This window comes from Bacillus haynesii (assembly GCF_014042035.1).
GTDB lineage: Bacteria > Bacillota > Bacilli > Bacillales > Bacillaceae > Bacillus > Bacillus haynesii.
Genome location: NZ_CP059494.1, coordinates 2,056,856 through 2,071,699, shown reverse-complemented (window position 1 = coordinate 2,071,699; position 14,844 = coordinate 2,056,856). Strand labels below are relative to the sequence as shown.

At 45.4% G+C, this 14,844-nt stretch carries 16 protein-coding genes and 1 riboswitch; of the genes, 15 read left to right on the top strand and 1 reads right to left on the bottom strand.

Going from position 1 to position 14,844, the window contains the following annotated elements; genetic code table 11:
- Nucleotide 1 precedes the first annotated feature (1 nt).
- From H2R00_RS10290 to H2R00_RS10225, 14 genes are all read left to right on the top strand, one after another.
- The gene (locus H2R00_RS10290) at nt 2–616 is read left to right on the top strand and encodes a YhbD family protein (protein WP_182070981.1); all 615 of its coding nucleotides are present in this window, start codon (nt 2–4) and stop codon (nt 614–616) included.
- A gap of 14 nt (nt 617–630) precedes the next feature.
- A complete protein-coding gene (locus tag H2R00_RS10285) occupies nt 631–1,341 on the top strand; it encodes a polymer-forming cytoskeletal protein (RefSeq protein WP_182070980.1) in 711 nt (236 codons plus the stop codon).
- A 14-nt stretch (nt 1,342–1,355) separates the two neighbouring features.
- Nucleotides 1,356–2,057 carry a hypothetical protein gene (locus H2R00_RS10280; protein ID WP_154995340.1) on the top strand — a complete coding sequence of 234 codons (702 nt, stop codon included), beginning with the start codon at nt 1,356–1,358 and terminating at the stop codon, nt 2,055–2,057.
- A gap of 398 nt (nt 2,058–2,455) precedes the next feature.
- A complete protein-coding gene (gene prkA, locus H2R00_RS10275) occupies nt 2,456–4,351 on the top strand; it encodes a serine/threonine protein kinase PrkA (protein ID WP_154995338.1) in 1,896 nt (631 codons plus the stop codon).
- Nucleotides 4,352–4,525: 174 nt separating this feature from the next.
- Entirely contained in the window at nt 4,526–5,692 is a 1,167-nt protein-coding gene (gene yhbH / locus H2R00_RS10270; protein ID WP_154995336.1) for a sporulation protein YhbH, read from the top strand.
- A gap of 307 nt (nt 5,693–5,999) precedes the next feature.
- Nucleotides 6,000–6,632, top strand: a complete 633-nt coding sequence (locus tag H2R00_RS10265; protein WP_043927260.1) for an HlyD family secretion protein — start codon at nt 6,000–6,002, stop codon at nt 6,630–6,632.
- Nucleotides 6,633–6,695: 63 nt separating this feature from the next.
- A complete protein-coding gene (locus H2R00_RS10260; protein WP_411802194.1) occupies nt 6,696–8,261 on the top strand; it encodes a DHA2 family efflux MFS transporter permease subunit in 1,566 nt (521 codons plus the stop codon).
- A 17-nt stretch (nt 8,262–8,278) separates the two neighbouring features.
- Nucleotides 8,279–8,809 (top strand): NAD(P)H-dependent oxidoreductase, encoded by a 531-nt coding sequence (locus H2R00_RS10255; protein WP_182070979.1) that lies wholly within the window; start codon nt 8,279–8,281, stop codon nt 8,807–8,809.
- A gap of 13 nt (nt 8,810–8,822) precedes the next feature.
- Nucleotides 8,823–9,155, top strand: a complete 333-nt coding sequence (locus H2R00_RS10250) for a hypothetical protein (RefSeq protein WP_182070978.1) — start codon at nt 8,823–8,825, stop codon at nt 9,153–9,155.
- Nucleotides 9,156–9,287: 132 nt separating this feature from the next.
- Complete coding sequence (locus tag H2R00_RS10245; RefSeq protein WP_182070977.1) at nt 9,288–10,055, top strand: hypothetical protein; 768 nt, start codon at nt 9,288–9,290, stop codon at nt 10,053–10,055.
- 4 nt (nt 10,056–10,059) lie between these two features.
- Nucleotides 10,060–10,434 carry a GntR family transcriptional regulator gene (locus H2R00_RS10240; RefSeq protein ID WP_182070976.1) on the top strand — a complete coding sequence of 125 codons (375 nt, stop codon included), beginning with the start codon at nt 10,060–10,062 and terminating at the stop codon, nt 10,432–10,434.
- Complete coding sequence (locus H2R00_RS10235) at nt 10,431–11,132, top strand: ABC transporter ATP-binding protein (protein WP_182070975.1); 702 nt, start codon at nt 10,431–10,433, stop codon at nt 11,130–11,132. Before H2R00_RS10240 ends, H2R00_RS10235 begins: the two co-directional genes overlap by 4 nt.
- A 19-nt stretch (nt 11,133–11,151) precedes the next feature.
- Entirely contained in the window at nt 11,152–12,075 is a 924-nt protein-coding gene (locus tag H2R00_RS10230) for an ABC transporter ATP-binding protein (RefSeq protein WP_182070974.1), read from the top strand.
- The gene (locus H2R00_RS10225) at nt 12,068–13,009 is read left to right on the top strand and encodes an ABC transporter permease (protein WP_182070973.1); all 942 of its coding nucleotides are present in this window, start codon (nt 12,068–12,070) and stop codon (nt 13,007–13,009) included. Before H2R00_RS10230 ends, H2R00_RS10225 begins: the two co-directional genes overlap by 8 nt.
- Before the next feature lie 115 nt (nt 13,010–13,124).
- Here the strand turns inward: H2R00_RS10225 and cspB are convergent, their stop codons facing one another.
- The gene (cspB, locus tag H2R00_RS10220) at nt 13,125–13,325 is read right to left on the bottom strand and encodes a cold shock-like protein CspB (RefSeq protein ID WP_003155376.1); all 201 of its coding nucleotides are present in this window, start codon (nt 13,323–13,325) and stop codon (nt 13,125–13,127) included.
- Between the two features lie 303 nt (nt 13,326–13,628).
- Nucleotides 13,629–13,742, top strand: a riboswitch (SAM riboswitch).
- Between the two features lie 99 nt (nt 13,743–13,841).
- Here cspB and H2R00_RS10215 point away from each other — a divergent pair.
- The gene (locus H2R00_RS10215; protein WP_154999410.1) at nt 13,842–14,843 is read left to right on the top strand and encodes a methionine ABC transporter ATP-binding protein; all 1,002 of its coding nucleotides are present in this window, start codon (nt 13,842–13,844) and stop codon (nt 14,841–14,843) included.
- Nucleotide 14,844 lies beyond the last annotated feature (1 nt).

Here is a 14,844-nt window from a genome sequence, read left to right as displayed (position 1 = left end):
GATGGTTCAGGATGATTTAATTTCAAAAAAAGAGCTGCTGGATTTGACTTCGATCTCGTACGGGCAGCTATACAGATGGAAACGGAAAAATTTAATACCTGAAGAGTGGTTTATCCGGAAGTCGACGTTCACCGGACAAGAAACGTTTTTTCCGAGGGAAGACATTTTAAAAAGAATTGAAACCATCCAAAGCATGAAAGAAAACCTGTCCCTTGATGAGATGGCGGAAATGTTCTCACCGGGTCTGACCGAACTAAACGCGAGCCGCGAGGAGCTGCTTGAAAAATGCATCGTTTCACAAGCGGTCATGACGTTTTTTGAAGAATGCACCGGAAAACGCGATGATCCATTTGATCTGACAGAAGCGCTTGCGGCTTACGTGCTGGAAGGCCTGCTCCAATCCGGCGACATCAGCCTGGATGAAGGAAAAATGGTGCTGGATGTCATCATGTCGAATGAGGCGGAAAACAAGGGGAGACTGATTGTGCTTCGGAAGCTCGGCGTTGCAACATGTCTGATCACCGAGGGCAGCATTGTGTTGGAAAAGGGAGTCAAGGTAGCCGCTGACATCAATCTGGCGGCGAGCAGCGAAGAATTGAAGACAAAATTTATGTAAATGGAGGATCAAAGATGGAGAATTTATTGATAAACGGATTTGGCAGTTCAGGCGGAGGCACGTATCAAACGGTTGAATTAAACGGCAAAGGAACGATTAACGGTGATATTGATTGTGAAAAGTTCAGCTGCAGCGGCACCGGGACTGTAAACGGAGACGTAAAAGCGGATGAGCTGAGAATCAGCGGCCATGCAAAACTAAACGGCGCAATCGCAGCTTCCAAGGTCAGAATCGACGGTTCTGCAAAGGTGGATGGCGATGTCGAAGCAGAAAAGCTTAAAATCTTAGGCTATGCCGGGATTAGCGGACATGTGAAAGGCGACGAGGCGATCGTTCGCGGAAAAACGTCGATCGGCAAAGACTGTGAAGTGGAACATTTTTCTGCGGAAGGCTATTTTACAATCGACGGGCTTTTAAACGCGGAGCAAATCGAAATTAAGGTTCACGGCGGCGAAAGTAAAGTGAAAGAAATCGGCTGCCGGCGGATCGTCTGCACAGCACATCAATCGAAGCTGTTCTCGTTTTTAACGCCGCTTATTTCTCCTCCAAGGCTGTCTGCCGAGCTGATTGAAGGGGATCAAATCGAACTCGCCAATACAACTGCAAAAGTTGTCCGCGGCAATTCGGTTATCATCGGCGAACATTGCGACATCGGCCTGATTGAGTATAAGGAAGATATCCGGGTGGCGGAAACGGCAAAAGTCGGAGAGAAAAGGAAAATATAGCGGAGGGATAGGACATGAAGAAACACGACTTGAAAATACACGGATCCGGAAATGCCGGAGGTGGATCATTCCATCATGTTCTTATCAGAGGTGAAGGAACGATAACGGGAAATATTGAGTGTGAAAAATTCAGTACACACGGTACAAGCGAACTTTCAGGCGATGCGAAAATCAAAAGCTTTAGTGTACACGGGGAAACAGAGATCCTGGGGAGGCTGAAAGCTGACAAAGCCAGAGTATACGGCACGGCGGATGTTTCTGAGGACGCCGACATCAGCGATGCAGCCGTAAAAGGCATCATCAATGTCGGGGGTAATATGGCAGCTGAAACGTGCGATGTCAAAGGCGCGCTGAACGTAAGAGGCGATTGCGAGGCAGAGGATTTTACACTGACAGGCAGCCTCGATGTAAAGGGTCTGCTGAACGCCGGCATGATTGACATCGGCTTAAAGTACGGAAACAGTTCGATTGGCGATATCGGCGGTACGGATATTAAGATCGTCAAAAAACGCGGGCTCTTGTTTAATAGAAACGGAGGCTTTCTCTCGGCAGGGACAATTGAAGGAGACGATATTTACTTGGAAAACACGGAGGCCCAGATGGTCAGGGGAAACCGCGTGCATATAGGACCCGGATGCAAGATTGAGAAAGTTGAATACAAAAGCAGCTATCGGGTATCTCCAAAGTCTGAAGTAAATGAAGATCGACAAGAATAAAACAGTGTTATGTTACGAAAAAAGGGATGGCTTCAAAGGTGAGCCGTCCCTTTTTCTTTTTCATTTTATTTCCCGGGTTTGCTTTCATATCCGGCAGTAAAAATGGATACGAGAAACGCGAGGATGACCCCCATCATGATCAACGTTCTCATTGAAATCCCCCTCTCATCCTTGATCCCTTGTTGTCAGCTGCACCGATGCGATCAGCCGTACCGCAGGAGCACATGCGGACGGAACTTTTCTGCTTTTATTATGAATGGTTTGCTCCATCCTTGTCAATTCGAGGAAAGTACATTTCATTTTTCTTAGAAAAGCATCTAAAGGGACATCTCCGCATAGAGTGAATGTAACAGTGATTCACTTGGCACCTTGCATTTATCATCATATAGGAGGTTCTTATGGATATATTGAAAAAGATTGAACAGTATAGAGAGGGAGAGCAGCGTCTGCAATGGGAAGGAACCTTCGCTGAATATTTGGAAATCGTAAAAGAAAATCCGACTGTCGCGCAATCTGCTCATTCCCGCGTTTACAATATGATTAAAGACAGCGGCATTGAAGAGAAAGACGGCAAAAAAGTATACAGCTTCTTTGACAAAGAGTTGTTTGGTCTTGAAGAGCCTTTGGAACGCCTAGTTGAAGAATACTTCCATCCGGCCGCGAAGCGCCTTGATGTCAGAAAAAGAATCCTGCTTTTGATGGGCCCTGTCAGCGGGGGAAAGTCGACTTTGGTCACCATGCTGAAAAGGGGGCTTGAAGCATACTCACTTACAGATGAAGGGGCTGTCTACGCGATTAAGGGCTGTCCAATGCACGAAGATCCGCTTCATTTAATCCCTCAGCATCTGCGGGACGATTTTTACAATGAATACGGCATCCGCATTCAAGGCAACCTGTCCCCGTTGAACATGATGAGGCTTGAACAGGAATACGGCGGAAGAATAGAAGACGTGAAGGTTGAAAGAATCTTTTTTTCAGAGGATAAACGGACGGGGATCGGCACGTTCAGTCCGTCAGACCCTAAATCGCAGGATATCGCTGATCTGACGGGAAGCATTGATTTTTCGACGATTGCCGAATACGGATCGGAATCCGATCCGCGCGCATACCGGTTCGACGGAGAATTAAACAAAGCGAACAGAGGAATGATGGAATTTCAGGAAATGCTGAAATGCGATGAAAAATTCCTCTGGCACCTTTTATCGCTTACACAGGAAGGGAATTTCAAAGCGGGCCGGTTCGCGCTCATCTCAGCGGATGAATTGATCGTAGCCCACACGAATGAAACCGAATACCGTTCATTTATATCCAATAAGAAAAACGAAGCGCTCCATTCGCGGATTATTGTCATGCCGATACCATATAATTTAAAAGTATCGGAAGAGGAAAGAATTTATGAGAAAATGATCGCTGAAAGCGATGTGTCTGATGTTCATATTGCGCCGCACACGCTAAAAGTGGCCGCGATGTTTTCAATTTTGACAAGGCTGAAAGAGCCGAAGCGGTCAGACATTGATCTCGTCAAAAAAATGAGGCTGTATGACGGAGAGAGTGTTGAAGGCTACAATTCAGTCGATGTCGAGGATTTGAAAAAAGAATACACTGATGAAGGAATGAGCGGAATCGATCCGCGTTATGTCATCAACCGGATCTCGTCGACGATCATCCGCAAAAATATGGAGTCGATCAATGCGCTTGATGTCCTCCGTTCTTTAAAAGAAGGACTCGGCCAGCATCCATCGATTTCGACAGAAGACCGCGAGCGCTATTTGAACTTTATTTCAGCTGCCAGAAAAGAGTACGACGAAATGGCGAAGAAAGAAGTCCAAAAAGCGTTTGTGTACTCTTATGAGGAATCGGCGAAAACGCTGATGGACAATTATCTTGATAATGTCGAAGCGTACTGTAATAAAATTAAGCTCCGCGATCCGCTGACTGGAGAAGAAATGAATCCAGATGAAAAGCTGATGAGGTCAATAGAAGAACAAATCGGCATTTCTGAAAATGCGAAAAAGGCATTCCGTGAAGAAATTCTCATTCGCATTTCTGCCTATGCAAGAAAAGGGAAGCGGTTTGATTATAATTCGCATGAGCGGCTCAGGGAAGCCATTCAGAAAAAGCTGTTTGCAGACTTGAAAGATGTTGTCAAAATCACGACGTCGACAAAAACGCCGGACGAACAGCAGCTCAAGAAAATCAACGAGGTCGTCGCACGTCTCATTGATGAGCACGGCTACAACTCGACAAGCGCAAACGAGCTCTTAAAATATGTAGGAAGCTTATTAAACCGGTAATTTGAAGACCCGTCCGGAGAAGGGCGGGTCCTTTTGTCCCATTTTCAAAATTGTTTGTCAAAAGTTATTTATATCTGCATAAGATAACAATAACCATTTTTAGACTTGCATTTGCATGGTTTTGATCTGTAAAACGAAAGCCATTTAAGGGATTATCAATAAGGAGGGGAATTCATGTCCCATAAAGACAATGGCCAATTTATTATTTCTCAGGAAGACTGGTCCCTCCACCGAAAAGGGTATGATGACCAACAGCGTCACCAGAAAAAGGTGCAGGACGCGATCAAAAACAATCTGCCTGACCTGATTACAGAAGAAAGCATCATTATGTCCAACGGCAAAGATGTTGTCAAAATTCCGATTCGGTCGTTAGATGAGTATAAAATCCGCTATAACTATGATAAAAATAAACATGCCGGCCAGGGAGACGGCGACAGCCAGGTAGGAGATATCGTCGCAAGGGACGGTTCTGATAAACGGGGCGCTGGCAAAGGCCAGGGAGCGGGCGATCAGGCCGGTGAAGATTATTATGAAGCGGAAGTTTCGTTAATCGATTTGGAAGAGGCGCTCTTCAGCGAAATGGAGCTGCCGAATTTAGAGCAGAAAGAACGCGATGATATCGTTGTGGAAGATATTGAGTTCAACGATATCCGCAAAACGGGTTTGACCGGCAATATCGATAAGAAAAGAACGATGCTCAGCGCATTTAAACGAAACGCAATGACGGGAAAACCTTCATTTTATCCGATCTATCCCGAAGATTTAAAATTTAAAACGTGGAATGACTCTGTAAAGCCTGAATCAAAAGCCGTTGTGCTCGCAATGATGGATACGAGCGGATCGATGGGCGTTTGGGAAAAATATATGGCGCGAAGTTTTTTCTTTTGGATGACACGTTTTTTACGGACAAAGTATGAAACGGTCGATATCGAGTTTATCGCCCATCATACAGAAGCCAAAGTGGTATCAGAAGAAGATTTCTTTTCGAAAGGGGAAAGCGGGGGAACAATTTGTTCATCTGTATACCGCAAATCCCTCGAACTGATCGAAGACAAATATCATCCGACACGCTATAACATTTATCCGTTTCATTTTTCGGACGGCGATAATCTGACATCCGACAATGCGCGGTGCGTCAAGCTTGTCGGAGAGATTATGGAGAAAGCGAATATATTTTGCTATGGTGAAGTCAACCAGTACAACAGACATTCAACTTTAATGTCTGCCTATAAAAATATTAAAAATGAAAAATTCAAGTATTATGTGCTGAAACAAAAAGCTGATGTTTTTCAGGCTCTGAAGAGCTTCTTCAGCAATGAAGAACGGCACCAATATACATGAAAAAACGTGAATGAAACCTCCGCTGTCGGAGGTTTTTTGTTTGGAAAATATTTAAATCAAAATTTTAAGTGCAAGGTTATTGACATTCTTTATTACTTTAACTAATATTTAATCTTGTTAACTATTTATTTTGTTGTGCAGAGGTAAAAACAAATTTACCGCTTCCGATCTTTCTTGCTCAGTTTTGAACAACTTATTCAGTACACGTCCCGCAAGTTGCTGGGCAGGAAATAGGAAAAGCAAAACCGAGGGAGCCGATCAAACCGGCTTCATCCAAAATATAAGGATATGAAAGGAGAAATAAAACATGAGCAAAGGACGTTTAATTGCGACGAACATTATCGGACTCATCATCGTGCTTGCCATCTTAGCAGGAGGTGCGTATTTCTATTATGACAGCATCAGCTATGTGAAAACCGACGAAGCGCACGTGGCAGGTGAGATGGCCGACATTACGGCGCCTGCATCAGGGAAGCTCGCAGATTGGGATTTGAAAGAAGGATCAAAAGTTTCAAAGGACGAAAAAGCAGCGAAAATCAAAGGAGAACAAACGGTTGACGTGAAGTCGATCATGGACGGAACGATTGTCAAAAACGAAGCGAAAGAAGGCCAGATCGTACAAGCCGGTCAAACGCTTGCGAAAACAATCGACATGGATCATCTGTACATTACAGCTAACATTGAAGAAAACGACCTGAAAGATATCGAAAAAGGGGACAAAGTCGATATCGTCGTTGACGGTGATTCAGGCACTACATTTGAAGGAAATGTCGAAGAAATCGGCTATGCGACAAACTCAACATTTGACTTGCTTTCTCAAAGCAACTCAAGCGGAAACTACACGAAAGTGACGCAGAAAGTACCTGTGAAAATTTCAATCAAAAACCCGTCTGACAAAGTGCTGCCGGGAATGAACGCATCCGTGAAAATTTCAAAATAACCGGGGGAAATAAAAACGAGCGAAAGGAGGATGTCATAAGTGGCTTCTCAGAAAAAAGGAAATATGTCACTGCTCATCATATTAATGGCCGGCTTGTTTCTGGCCATTTTAAACCAAACGCTGCTGAATGTGGCGATGCCTCATCTCATGACAGAATTCAATGTGAGCGCCACAACGATTCAATGGCTGACAACCGGATATATGCTTGTCAACGGCGTTTTGATTCCTTTATCAGCCTTCCTGATTATGCGGTTCGGCGGACGGAGCCTGTTTTTAACAGCAATGCTGCTGTTTACGGCCGGAACGCTGATATGCGGAATTTCGCCTAATTTCTCGACGATGTTAACCGGACGCCTCATTCAGGCAGTCGGCGGGGGCATACTTCAGCCTTTGGTCATGACGACGATTCTCTTTATCTTTCCTCCGGAAAGCCGCGGGAAAGGAATGGGAATCTTTGGCCTTGCGATGATGTTTGCTCCTGCTGTCGGTCCGACTCTATCCGGCTGGGTCATTGAAAACTACAGCTGGCGGATCATGTTTTACGGCCTTGTGCCGGTTGGTGTCATCGTCATCATTTTAGGGTTCTTCCTATTTAAAAATATGACGGAGCCTAAAAAAATCAAATTGGATACAGCAGGCGCGATTCTTTCAGTTGTCGGATTTGCGGCGTTGCTGTATGGCGTGAGTGAAGCCGGCTCAGACGGCTGGGATGATCCGATCGTACTTTCCACAGTTGTGATCGGTGTGATCGGCATTGCCGCTTTTATCATCCAGCAGTTGAAATCGAAAGAGCCGATGCTTGACTTCAGAGTGTTCAAATACGATATGTTTTCACTGTCAAGCGTAATCAACGCCATCATTACAGTTGCTTTGTATGCCGGAATGTTTCTGATTCCGATTTATTTGCAAAACCTGGTCGGTTTTACTGCGCTTCAGTCGGGGCTTCTTATGCTGCCGGGCGCACTCGTCATGCTTGTGATGTCGCCGATCTCAGGAATTTTATTTGATAAAGTCGGCCCAAGGCCGCTGGCGATTGTCGGTTTATTGATCACCGTTGTGACGACCTACGAATTTACGACGCTTACGATCGATACACCGTATATGTACATCGTGTTGATCTATGCGATTCGTGCGTTTGGGATGTCCATGCTGATGATGCCGATTATGACTGCCGGTATGAACCAGCTTCCGCAGCATCTAAACAGCCACGGAACGGCGATGTCGAATACGCTTCGCCAAATCAGCGGTTCGATCGGAACGAGCTTGATCACGACGATTTATACAAATCGCACGACATTCCACTATGCATCAATGGCTGATCAGACAAATACGGCTGATCCGTCATTCATGAGCACATTGCAGTCAACGATTCAGTCAACAGCGCAATCGATGCATATATCTCTCGAACAAGCACAACAATATGTCGTGAAATATTTGACCGGACAGGCCCAGCTCAACTCGAATGTCATGGGGATTAATGACGCATTTATGTGGGCGGCCGGGTTCTGTGTCATCGGTCTCGTTCTCAGCCTGTTTTTGAGGGATGTCAGAAAAGACAAGCTGCACAGGAAGAACAAAGCGGAGGAGCTGACATTGCTTCCGGCTCCTAAAGAAGCGAAAGAATCTTAAAATGAGGAGGTTCTGACATGAAAATTTATGTTGTTTACGACAGTGAAGGCGAGCATACGAAAAAGCTGGCCGAAGCCATTGCAGAAGGCGCAGGGGAACATGAGGCTGCAGACGTGCTGATCGATCATGTCAGCCAGGCGGATATCAGAAAGCTCGAAGAAATGGACGCCATCATCTGGGGCTGCCCGGGCCATTTCGGTACAATCAGTTCCGGTTTAAAAACTTGGATCGACAGGCTCGGCTACCTTTGGGCGGAAGGAAAGCTGATCAATAAGATCGGCGCAGTCTTCTGCACAACGGCGACGACCCACGGCGGTCTTGAAGCGACAATGCTCAATTTAATAACACCGATGCTTCATCAAGGAATGATGATCGTCGGCTTGCCTGGAAATGTACCTGAAAATGCCCTATACGGGTCTTATTACGGTGCAGGCATTACGTGTCCTGTCGACAGTAACGAATTGATCGGCGAGGAAGGCCTGGAGCTGGGCCGGGCTTTAGGCAGACGCGTCGCCCAGGTGACAGACAGCTTTACAGCAGGACAGTGAGGAGCGATTTGACATGACCATTATATTGACCATCATCGCTGCTGTCCTCGTCATTATCGGTCTGGTGGTATTTAATGTGCGGTCGGCGTCTTCTCACGATAAACAAGAACATGAGGATAACGCTGCAGCTGCAGCTGACATTCCTCAGGTTCAGGAAGAAGAAGAGCCTCAGCAAGTTGAAGCCGCTCAGCAAGATCCGTTCGAGATGAATGATCAAACTTATCGAGAGATCCTGCAAAAACTTCAACACCCAAAAGAGGAAAAAAAACAACCCGAGAAGACGGAAATGGACGATATGGATTACCGAAAAGCACTAAAATCCATGAAAAAACGGGAACAAGATTAAAGGCAAATTCGCTGGGAGCCAGCGGGTTTGCTTTTTTATTTGCATTTTTTTTGAAATATTGATTGCGATTTTCTCTGTATCAGTGTACTATTGTCGTAGTACACCGATACAGAGAGTAGAGGAGGATATGATTTGCAATCTTTCAGCGGCCTATTTAAAAAAGATTTTCTCATGGCCAGATTTTGGTCTTTAGTTTGGATGCTGTGCATGATTTGTGCGATTATTGCAAGCTTTGGGTTTGCTCATTATACAGGCGAATCAATGGCTCTCTTTGGGGCGCTTGTGACCATTTTAGTATTTCATAGCCTGTTTTGTCCTTTGATGATGCTTGCTCAGCTCCGGCTGGAAGGGAAAACGCAGCTTTGGTTATATAATCCGAACAACAGTGCGCTTTTGCTGCTGTCAAAGCTTGTTTCAGCTGCCGTATACCAATTGATTTCCCACGCTGTTTTATTCATTTTCGGGCTGATTGTCAGAAGCGTTCTGCTCTCCAGCAGCGACAACATGTTTTCCGTGTTGGATTTGCTTCTCGTCAATATCGCTGTCTTTTTAGGCTCCGTTATTTTTTCTACATGGGTGATGTTTCTGTGGACGATATATGAAGCGCTCAGAAAATATCCGGCTATCAAAAAAATCCGCTGGATCATTCCCTTGTTGATCTACAATGTTTACGGATTAATCGAGGCGCTGTTCATCAAGAGCGGCTTGTTCCAGAAACTGCAGAAATTCTGGGGCATTTCTTTAACAGCTGAATTCAAATTCCATTACGAACATTCAGGATGGACTGTTACATTTTCTCAAGTTGATTTGCCGGGTATTCTCCTGGTGTATTACGCAGTCTTAGGCGTCTGTCTCTTCTATCTCTCCTGCAAATTACTGACCAGAAGAGTTGAGGTGTGAAAGAATGGAAAAAGAATTTTCTGCTTCAAAGCCGATCTATAGACAAATAGCCGAACAGCTCTTCAAAAAAATGATCCGCGGAGAGATCAAGCCGGGAGAAAAATTGCCTTCGGTCCGTGAGCTGGCTGTTCAGACGCAAGTAAATCCGAATACGATTCAAAGAACATACAATGAGATGGAAAGGATGGGCGTGGTGGAGACCAGAAGGGGACAGGGAACCTTTGTTGTTGAACATACGGAAGTCATCGATGATTTAAAGCGGGAGATGAGATCGGAAGTTATCGGGCAATTTGTCCAAAGCATGGAAGAGCTTGGCTTGTCTAAACAAGACATGCTGTCAGAACTTGACCGCTATCTTCAGAAAGGAGATCCCAAATGAAGATTGAGCTGAAAAATGTCACGAAGAAGTTTGGCAAAGAGTATGCGCTCAAAGAGGCCGATCTGTCTCTTTCTCCCGGGAAAATTTACGGGTTGACCGGACCGAACGGCAGCGGCAAATCTACGATCTTGAAGCTGATCACAGGGCTCTCGTTTCCGGATTCGGGCACGGTGCTAATCGGAGGACGGCCGGCAGCCAGAAAAGAGATGAAGAACATCGCCTATTTAACAGAGCTTGATATGTTCTACGATCCATTTCGGGTCAAGGATATGATTCACTTTTATGAAACCCAGTTCTCCGATTTCCGTATAAATAAAGCGTGGGACCTTTTAAAGGACATGAAAATCGACGGGGATAAAAAAATCGGCAAGCTTTCCAAAGGCAACCGGGGCAGGCTGAAGCTCGCGCTCACATTGGCGCGCGATGCAGCGGTCGTGCTGCTTGATGAGCCATTTTCCGGTCTTGATCCGATGGTGAGGGAGTCGATAGTCAAAAGCCTTCTTACATATCTGGAGCTTGATAAGCAGACAATCGTCATCGCCACCCATGAAATTCATGAGATTGAACAAATTTTGGATGAGGTCATCGTCGTCTTAAATGGCCGAATTGAAGAAAAAAAGGATGTCGAACAGCTGCGCGAGGAATCGGGAATGTCGCTTTTGGAATGGCTGAAACGGTTTATCGAAGAAAAATATTGAAAAGGCTGGAGGAGAAACATTGGAAACACTTTTGGAATTAAAAAATGTATCAAAAACGATCAGAGGGAAAAAGATCATCGACGGCTTGAGCTTTGACGTGCGGGCAGGCGAGATATTCGGCTTCCTGGGTCCGAACGGCGCCGGAAAAACGACGACGATCCGGATGATTGTCGGACATATGGGCATCACCGCCGGTGAAATCGCCGTGTGCGGCGTCAGCGTAAAAGAAAACTTTGAAAAGGCTGCACGGCATATCGGAGCGATCGTTGAAAATCCGGAACTGTATAAGTTTTTAACAGGCTACCAAAACCTTCAGCAATACGCGCGCATGACGAAAGGTGTGACGAAAAAGAAAATTGACGAAATCGTCGAGCTTGTCGGATTGAAAAACAGGATCAACGACAAGGTCAAAACGTATTCTTTAGGAATGAGACAAAGGCTCGGCCTTGCCCAAAGCCTTTTGCACGATCCGAAGCTGTTGATTCTCGATGAGCCGACGAACGGGCTTGATCCGGCCGGTATCCGGGAAATCCGCGATCATTTAAGAAAGCTGACGAGAGAAAGAGGTATGGCGGTCATCGTTTCAAGCCACCTGCTTTCAGAAATGGAACTGATGTGCGACAGAATCGCCATTATCCAGAACGGAAAGCTCCGGGATATTCAGCATGTGCACGGACCCGCTCAGGATGAAAAGAAGCGCTATTATATTCAAGCGGATGATAATCAGGCTCTGTTGCGGGAAGCGGCTGCTTTCAGAAAGGTGAAGGTTGACGAAGCGGAAGGCGGGATAGAGCTCAGCCTTCAAAAGGATGAAGTGCCTGATTTGATCAAACACTTGACAGACAGCGGTGTCCGCCTATATGAAGTGAAGGCCGTGAACAAATCGCTGGAAGACCGGTTCCTGGAAATCACCGCTGATAAGGAGGAAGCTCAGCATGTTTAATCTCATCGTAAATGAATGGATCAAAATTTTTAATCGAAAAGGCACATACGTCATGATCGGGATTTTGCTGTTATCTGCCATCGGGCTGGGCGTTCTCGCAAAGACGATCGGAGAGACAGACCAAAACCCGGACTGGAAAAAAGAATTGATGCAAGAAAATAAAGATATGAAAGAACAACTTAAAGGGGTCAATAATCCGGCACTTGAAAAAAGCTATGAACGGTCGACCGCCATTAATGAGTATCGAATCAAGCACGATTTGCCGGAAGACGGGGACTATTCGGCCCTGTCGTTCATCAGCGACGCGAGCAGCATCATTCCCCTCGCCGGTCTGTTTGTGATCACGGTGGCGGCGGGAATCGTTGCGAATGAATTCAGCTGGGGAACGGTGAAGCTGCTTGTCATCAGGCCGATCAGCCGCTTTAAAATTCTGCTGGCAAAATATTTTACAGTCCTGCTTTTTGCATTGGCTTTGCTTTTCATTCTGTTCGCATGCGCGGGTATCACAGGCCTTGCTTTATTCGGGACAGGCGACGGCAGCCAGGTTCACTTGGCGTACACCGATGGAACAGTTGAAGAAAAAAGCCTGCTGCTGCACTTGGCCGGCAGCTATTTGCTGAATTCAATTTCGCTTCTGATGATGGCGACTATGGCCTTTATGATTTCAACGGTTTTCAGAAACAGCTCGCTTGCCGTAGGTATTTCAATTTTTCTTTTGGCAATGGGCGGAACGGTGACAAACTTGCTTGCGACGAAATTTGAATGGGTGAAATACATCTTATTTGCCAACACTGATCTCACTCAATACTTTGACGGATCTCCGCTTGTTTCAGATATGACGCTGGGATTCTCGATTGTGGTGCTCGCTGTCTATTTTCTCGTTTTTCATGTGCTCGCTTTTGGTGTATTCACAAAAAGAGACATTGCTTCATAAGCGGTATTCTCAAAAAAAGCCTCACGCCGGTTTCCGGGCGTGAGGCTTTTTTAAAATATAAAAAGACTGCTGACATTCGGTCAGCAGTCCTGTATGAAGATCAGCGGTTCACAGCTTACGCTTTTGTTACGTTAGCAGCTTGTGGTCCGCGGTTTCCTTCAACGATTTCGAAAGATACAGATTGGCCTTCTTCCAAAGTTTTGAAGCCTTCGCCTTGAATAGCAGAGAAATGAACGAATACATCGTCTTGTCCTTCAACTTCGATGAATCCGAAACCTTTTTCAGAGTTAAACCATTTTACTTTACCTTCTAGCATGAAATTTCCTCCTAAAGCGATAACGCTTAAATTCACTATTCTTGCTCTAAAACAAACTTCCAAGACGAAAACTCTTACAAAACTTTCTTCTTAAAGATAGTTCGAACAAAAATAATTACCTTTACTTTACCAGTGTTTAAGCGAAATTACAACTGCTAAACACAATTTTTTTAAAAAAAGTGAAATTTAATGATCAGGGTGAGAAATAAAGCATTGAAAAGAGAGTTTTTGAAATTTTCACGAATCTGATTGACAACATTTCAAAGAAGCTGTAAAGTTAGGTAAAACTTCATGCAACAACACTTCTTATTCAGAGAGGCGGAGGGAATTGGCCCTGAGAAACCTCGGCAGCGGGTTCTGCAAACAGCAGAATACTGTGCCACATCCAACAAGCCGTACGGGCTTGGAAGATAAGAAGAGAGCGGACCCACTCTATTTACTTTGTGTCGTCAAAGGCTTCTTCTTATTTTTAAGAAGAAGCCTTTTTTGTTAGCCAAAAAGAGGAGGAAGATCATCATGATTACATTTGAAGGCGTTGAAAAGGTCTATGAAAGTGGCGGACAGAAGGTCCATGCGCTCAATGGAGTCGACCTTCATGTGGATAAAGGGGAAATATACGGCGTCATCGGATTCAGCGGTGCAGGGAAAAGCACGCTGATCCGCTGTGTGAACTTCCTTGAAAAACCGACGGCCGGAAAGGTTTTCGTCGGCGGAAGAGACTTAATGTCCTTGTCGAAAGCAGAGATTCGCACTGTAAAAAGGAAGATCGGCATGGTATTTCAGCATTTTAACCTGCTAAATTCAAAAACGATTTTTGCTAATGTCGCAGAGCCGCTCGCGCTTGTCAAAACGCCGAAAGCCGAAATAAAGCAAAAAGTGACGGAGCTGCTCCGTTTTGTCGGGCTTGAGGATAAAGCCCGCGATTATCCGGATCAGCTTTCGGGCGGCCAAAAGCAGCGCGTCGGCATTGCCCGGGCGCTGGCGACAAATCCGGAAGTTCTGCTCTGCGATGAAGCGACATCCGCGCTTGATCCGCAGACGACCGGCGATATTTTGAAGCTGCTGAAGCGCGTCAACGAACAATATAACATCACGATACTGTTAATCACCCATGAAATGAATGTGGCAAAAGAAATCTGCGACAAAGTCGCGGTCATTGAAAAAGGAAGAATTATTGAATCAGGTAGTGTGTTTGACGTATTTTCCGCGCCGGAAACCGAAACGGCGAAAAGCTTTGTCAAATCAGCCATCGACCACGAGATACCTGAATCGATTCAAAAATTAAATGTGAAGCACCTTTACCAGCTTCAATTTGTCGGTGAATCTTCTGGGAAGCCTTTTCTTTCTCAAGTGGCAAAGCGATTTGACGTAGAAGTCAACATTCTGCACGGAACGATTACAGAGCTTCAGGGAATTCCGTTTGGCAGCATGACGGTCGAACTGCAGGGGGAAGATGGTGAAATCGGGCGCGCGCTCGAATATATACGCAGAGAAAACATTCGCATCAGGGAGGTATAAG

Coding starts and splice junctions, on each gene's coding strand:
- H2R00_RS10290 (WP_182070981.1), top strand. CDS start 2: ATGGTTCAGGATGATTTAATTTCAAAAAAAGAGCTGCTGGATTTGACT.
- H2R00_RS10285 (WP_182070980.1), top strand. CDS start 631: ATGGAGAATTTATTGATAAACGGATTTGGCAGTTCAGGCGGAGGCACG.
- H2R00_RS10280 (WP_154995340.1), top strand. CDS start 1,356: ATGAAGAAACACGACTTGAAAATACACGGATCCGGAAATGCCGGAGGT.
- prkA (WP_154995338.1), top strand. CDS start 2,456: ATGGATATATTGAAAAAGATTGAACAGTATAGAGAGGGAGAGCAGCGT.
- yhbH (WP_154995336.1), top strand. CDS start 4,526: ATGTCCCATAAAGACAATGGCCAATTTATTATTTCTCAGGAAGACTGG.
- H2R00_RS10265 (WP_043927260.1), top strand. CDS start 6,000: ATGAGCAAAGGACGTTTAATTGCGACGAACATTATCGGACTCATCATC.
- H2R00_RS10260 (WP_411802194.1), top strand. CDS start 6,696: ATGTCACTGCTCATCATATTAATGGCCGGCTTGTTTCTGGCCATTTTA.
- H2R00_RS10255 (WP_182070979.1), top strand. CDS start 8,279: ATGAAAATTTATGTTGTTTACGACAGTGAAGGCGAGCATACGAAAAAG.
- H2R00_RS10250 (WP_182070978.1), top strand. CDS start 8,823: ATGACCATTATATTGACCATCATCGCTGCTGTCCTCGTCATTATCGGT.
- H2R00_RS10240 (WP_182070976.1), top strand. CDS start 10,060: ATGGAAAAAGAATTTTCTGCTTCAAAGCCGATCTATAGACAAATAGCC.
- H2R00_RS10235 (WP_182070975.1), top strand. CDS start 10,431: ATGAAGATTGAGCTGAAAAATGTCACGAAGAAGTTTGGCAAAGAGTAT.
- H2R00_RS10225 (WP_182070973.1), top strand. CDS start 12,068: ATGTTTAATCTCATCGTAAATGAATGGATCAAAATTTTTAATCGAAAA.
- cspB (WP_003155376.1), bottom strand. CDS start 13,325: ATGCTAGAAGGTAAAGTAAAATGGTTTAACTCTGAAAAAGGTTTCGGA.
- H2R00_RS10215 (WP_154999410.1), top strand. CDS start 13,842: ATGATTACATTTGAAGGCGTTGAAAAGGTCTATGAAAGTGGCGGACAG.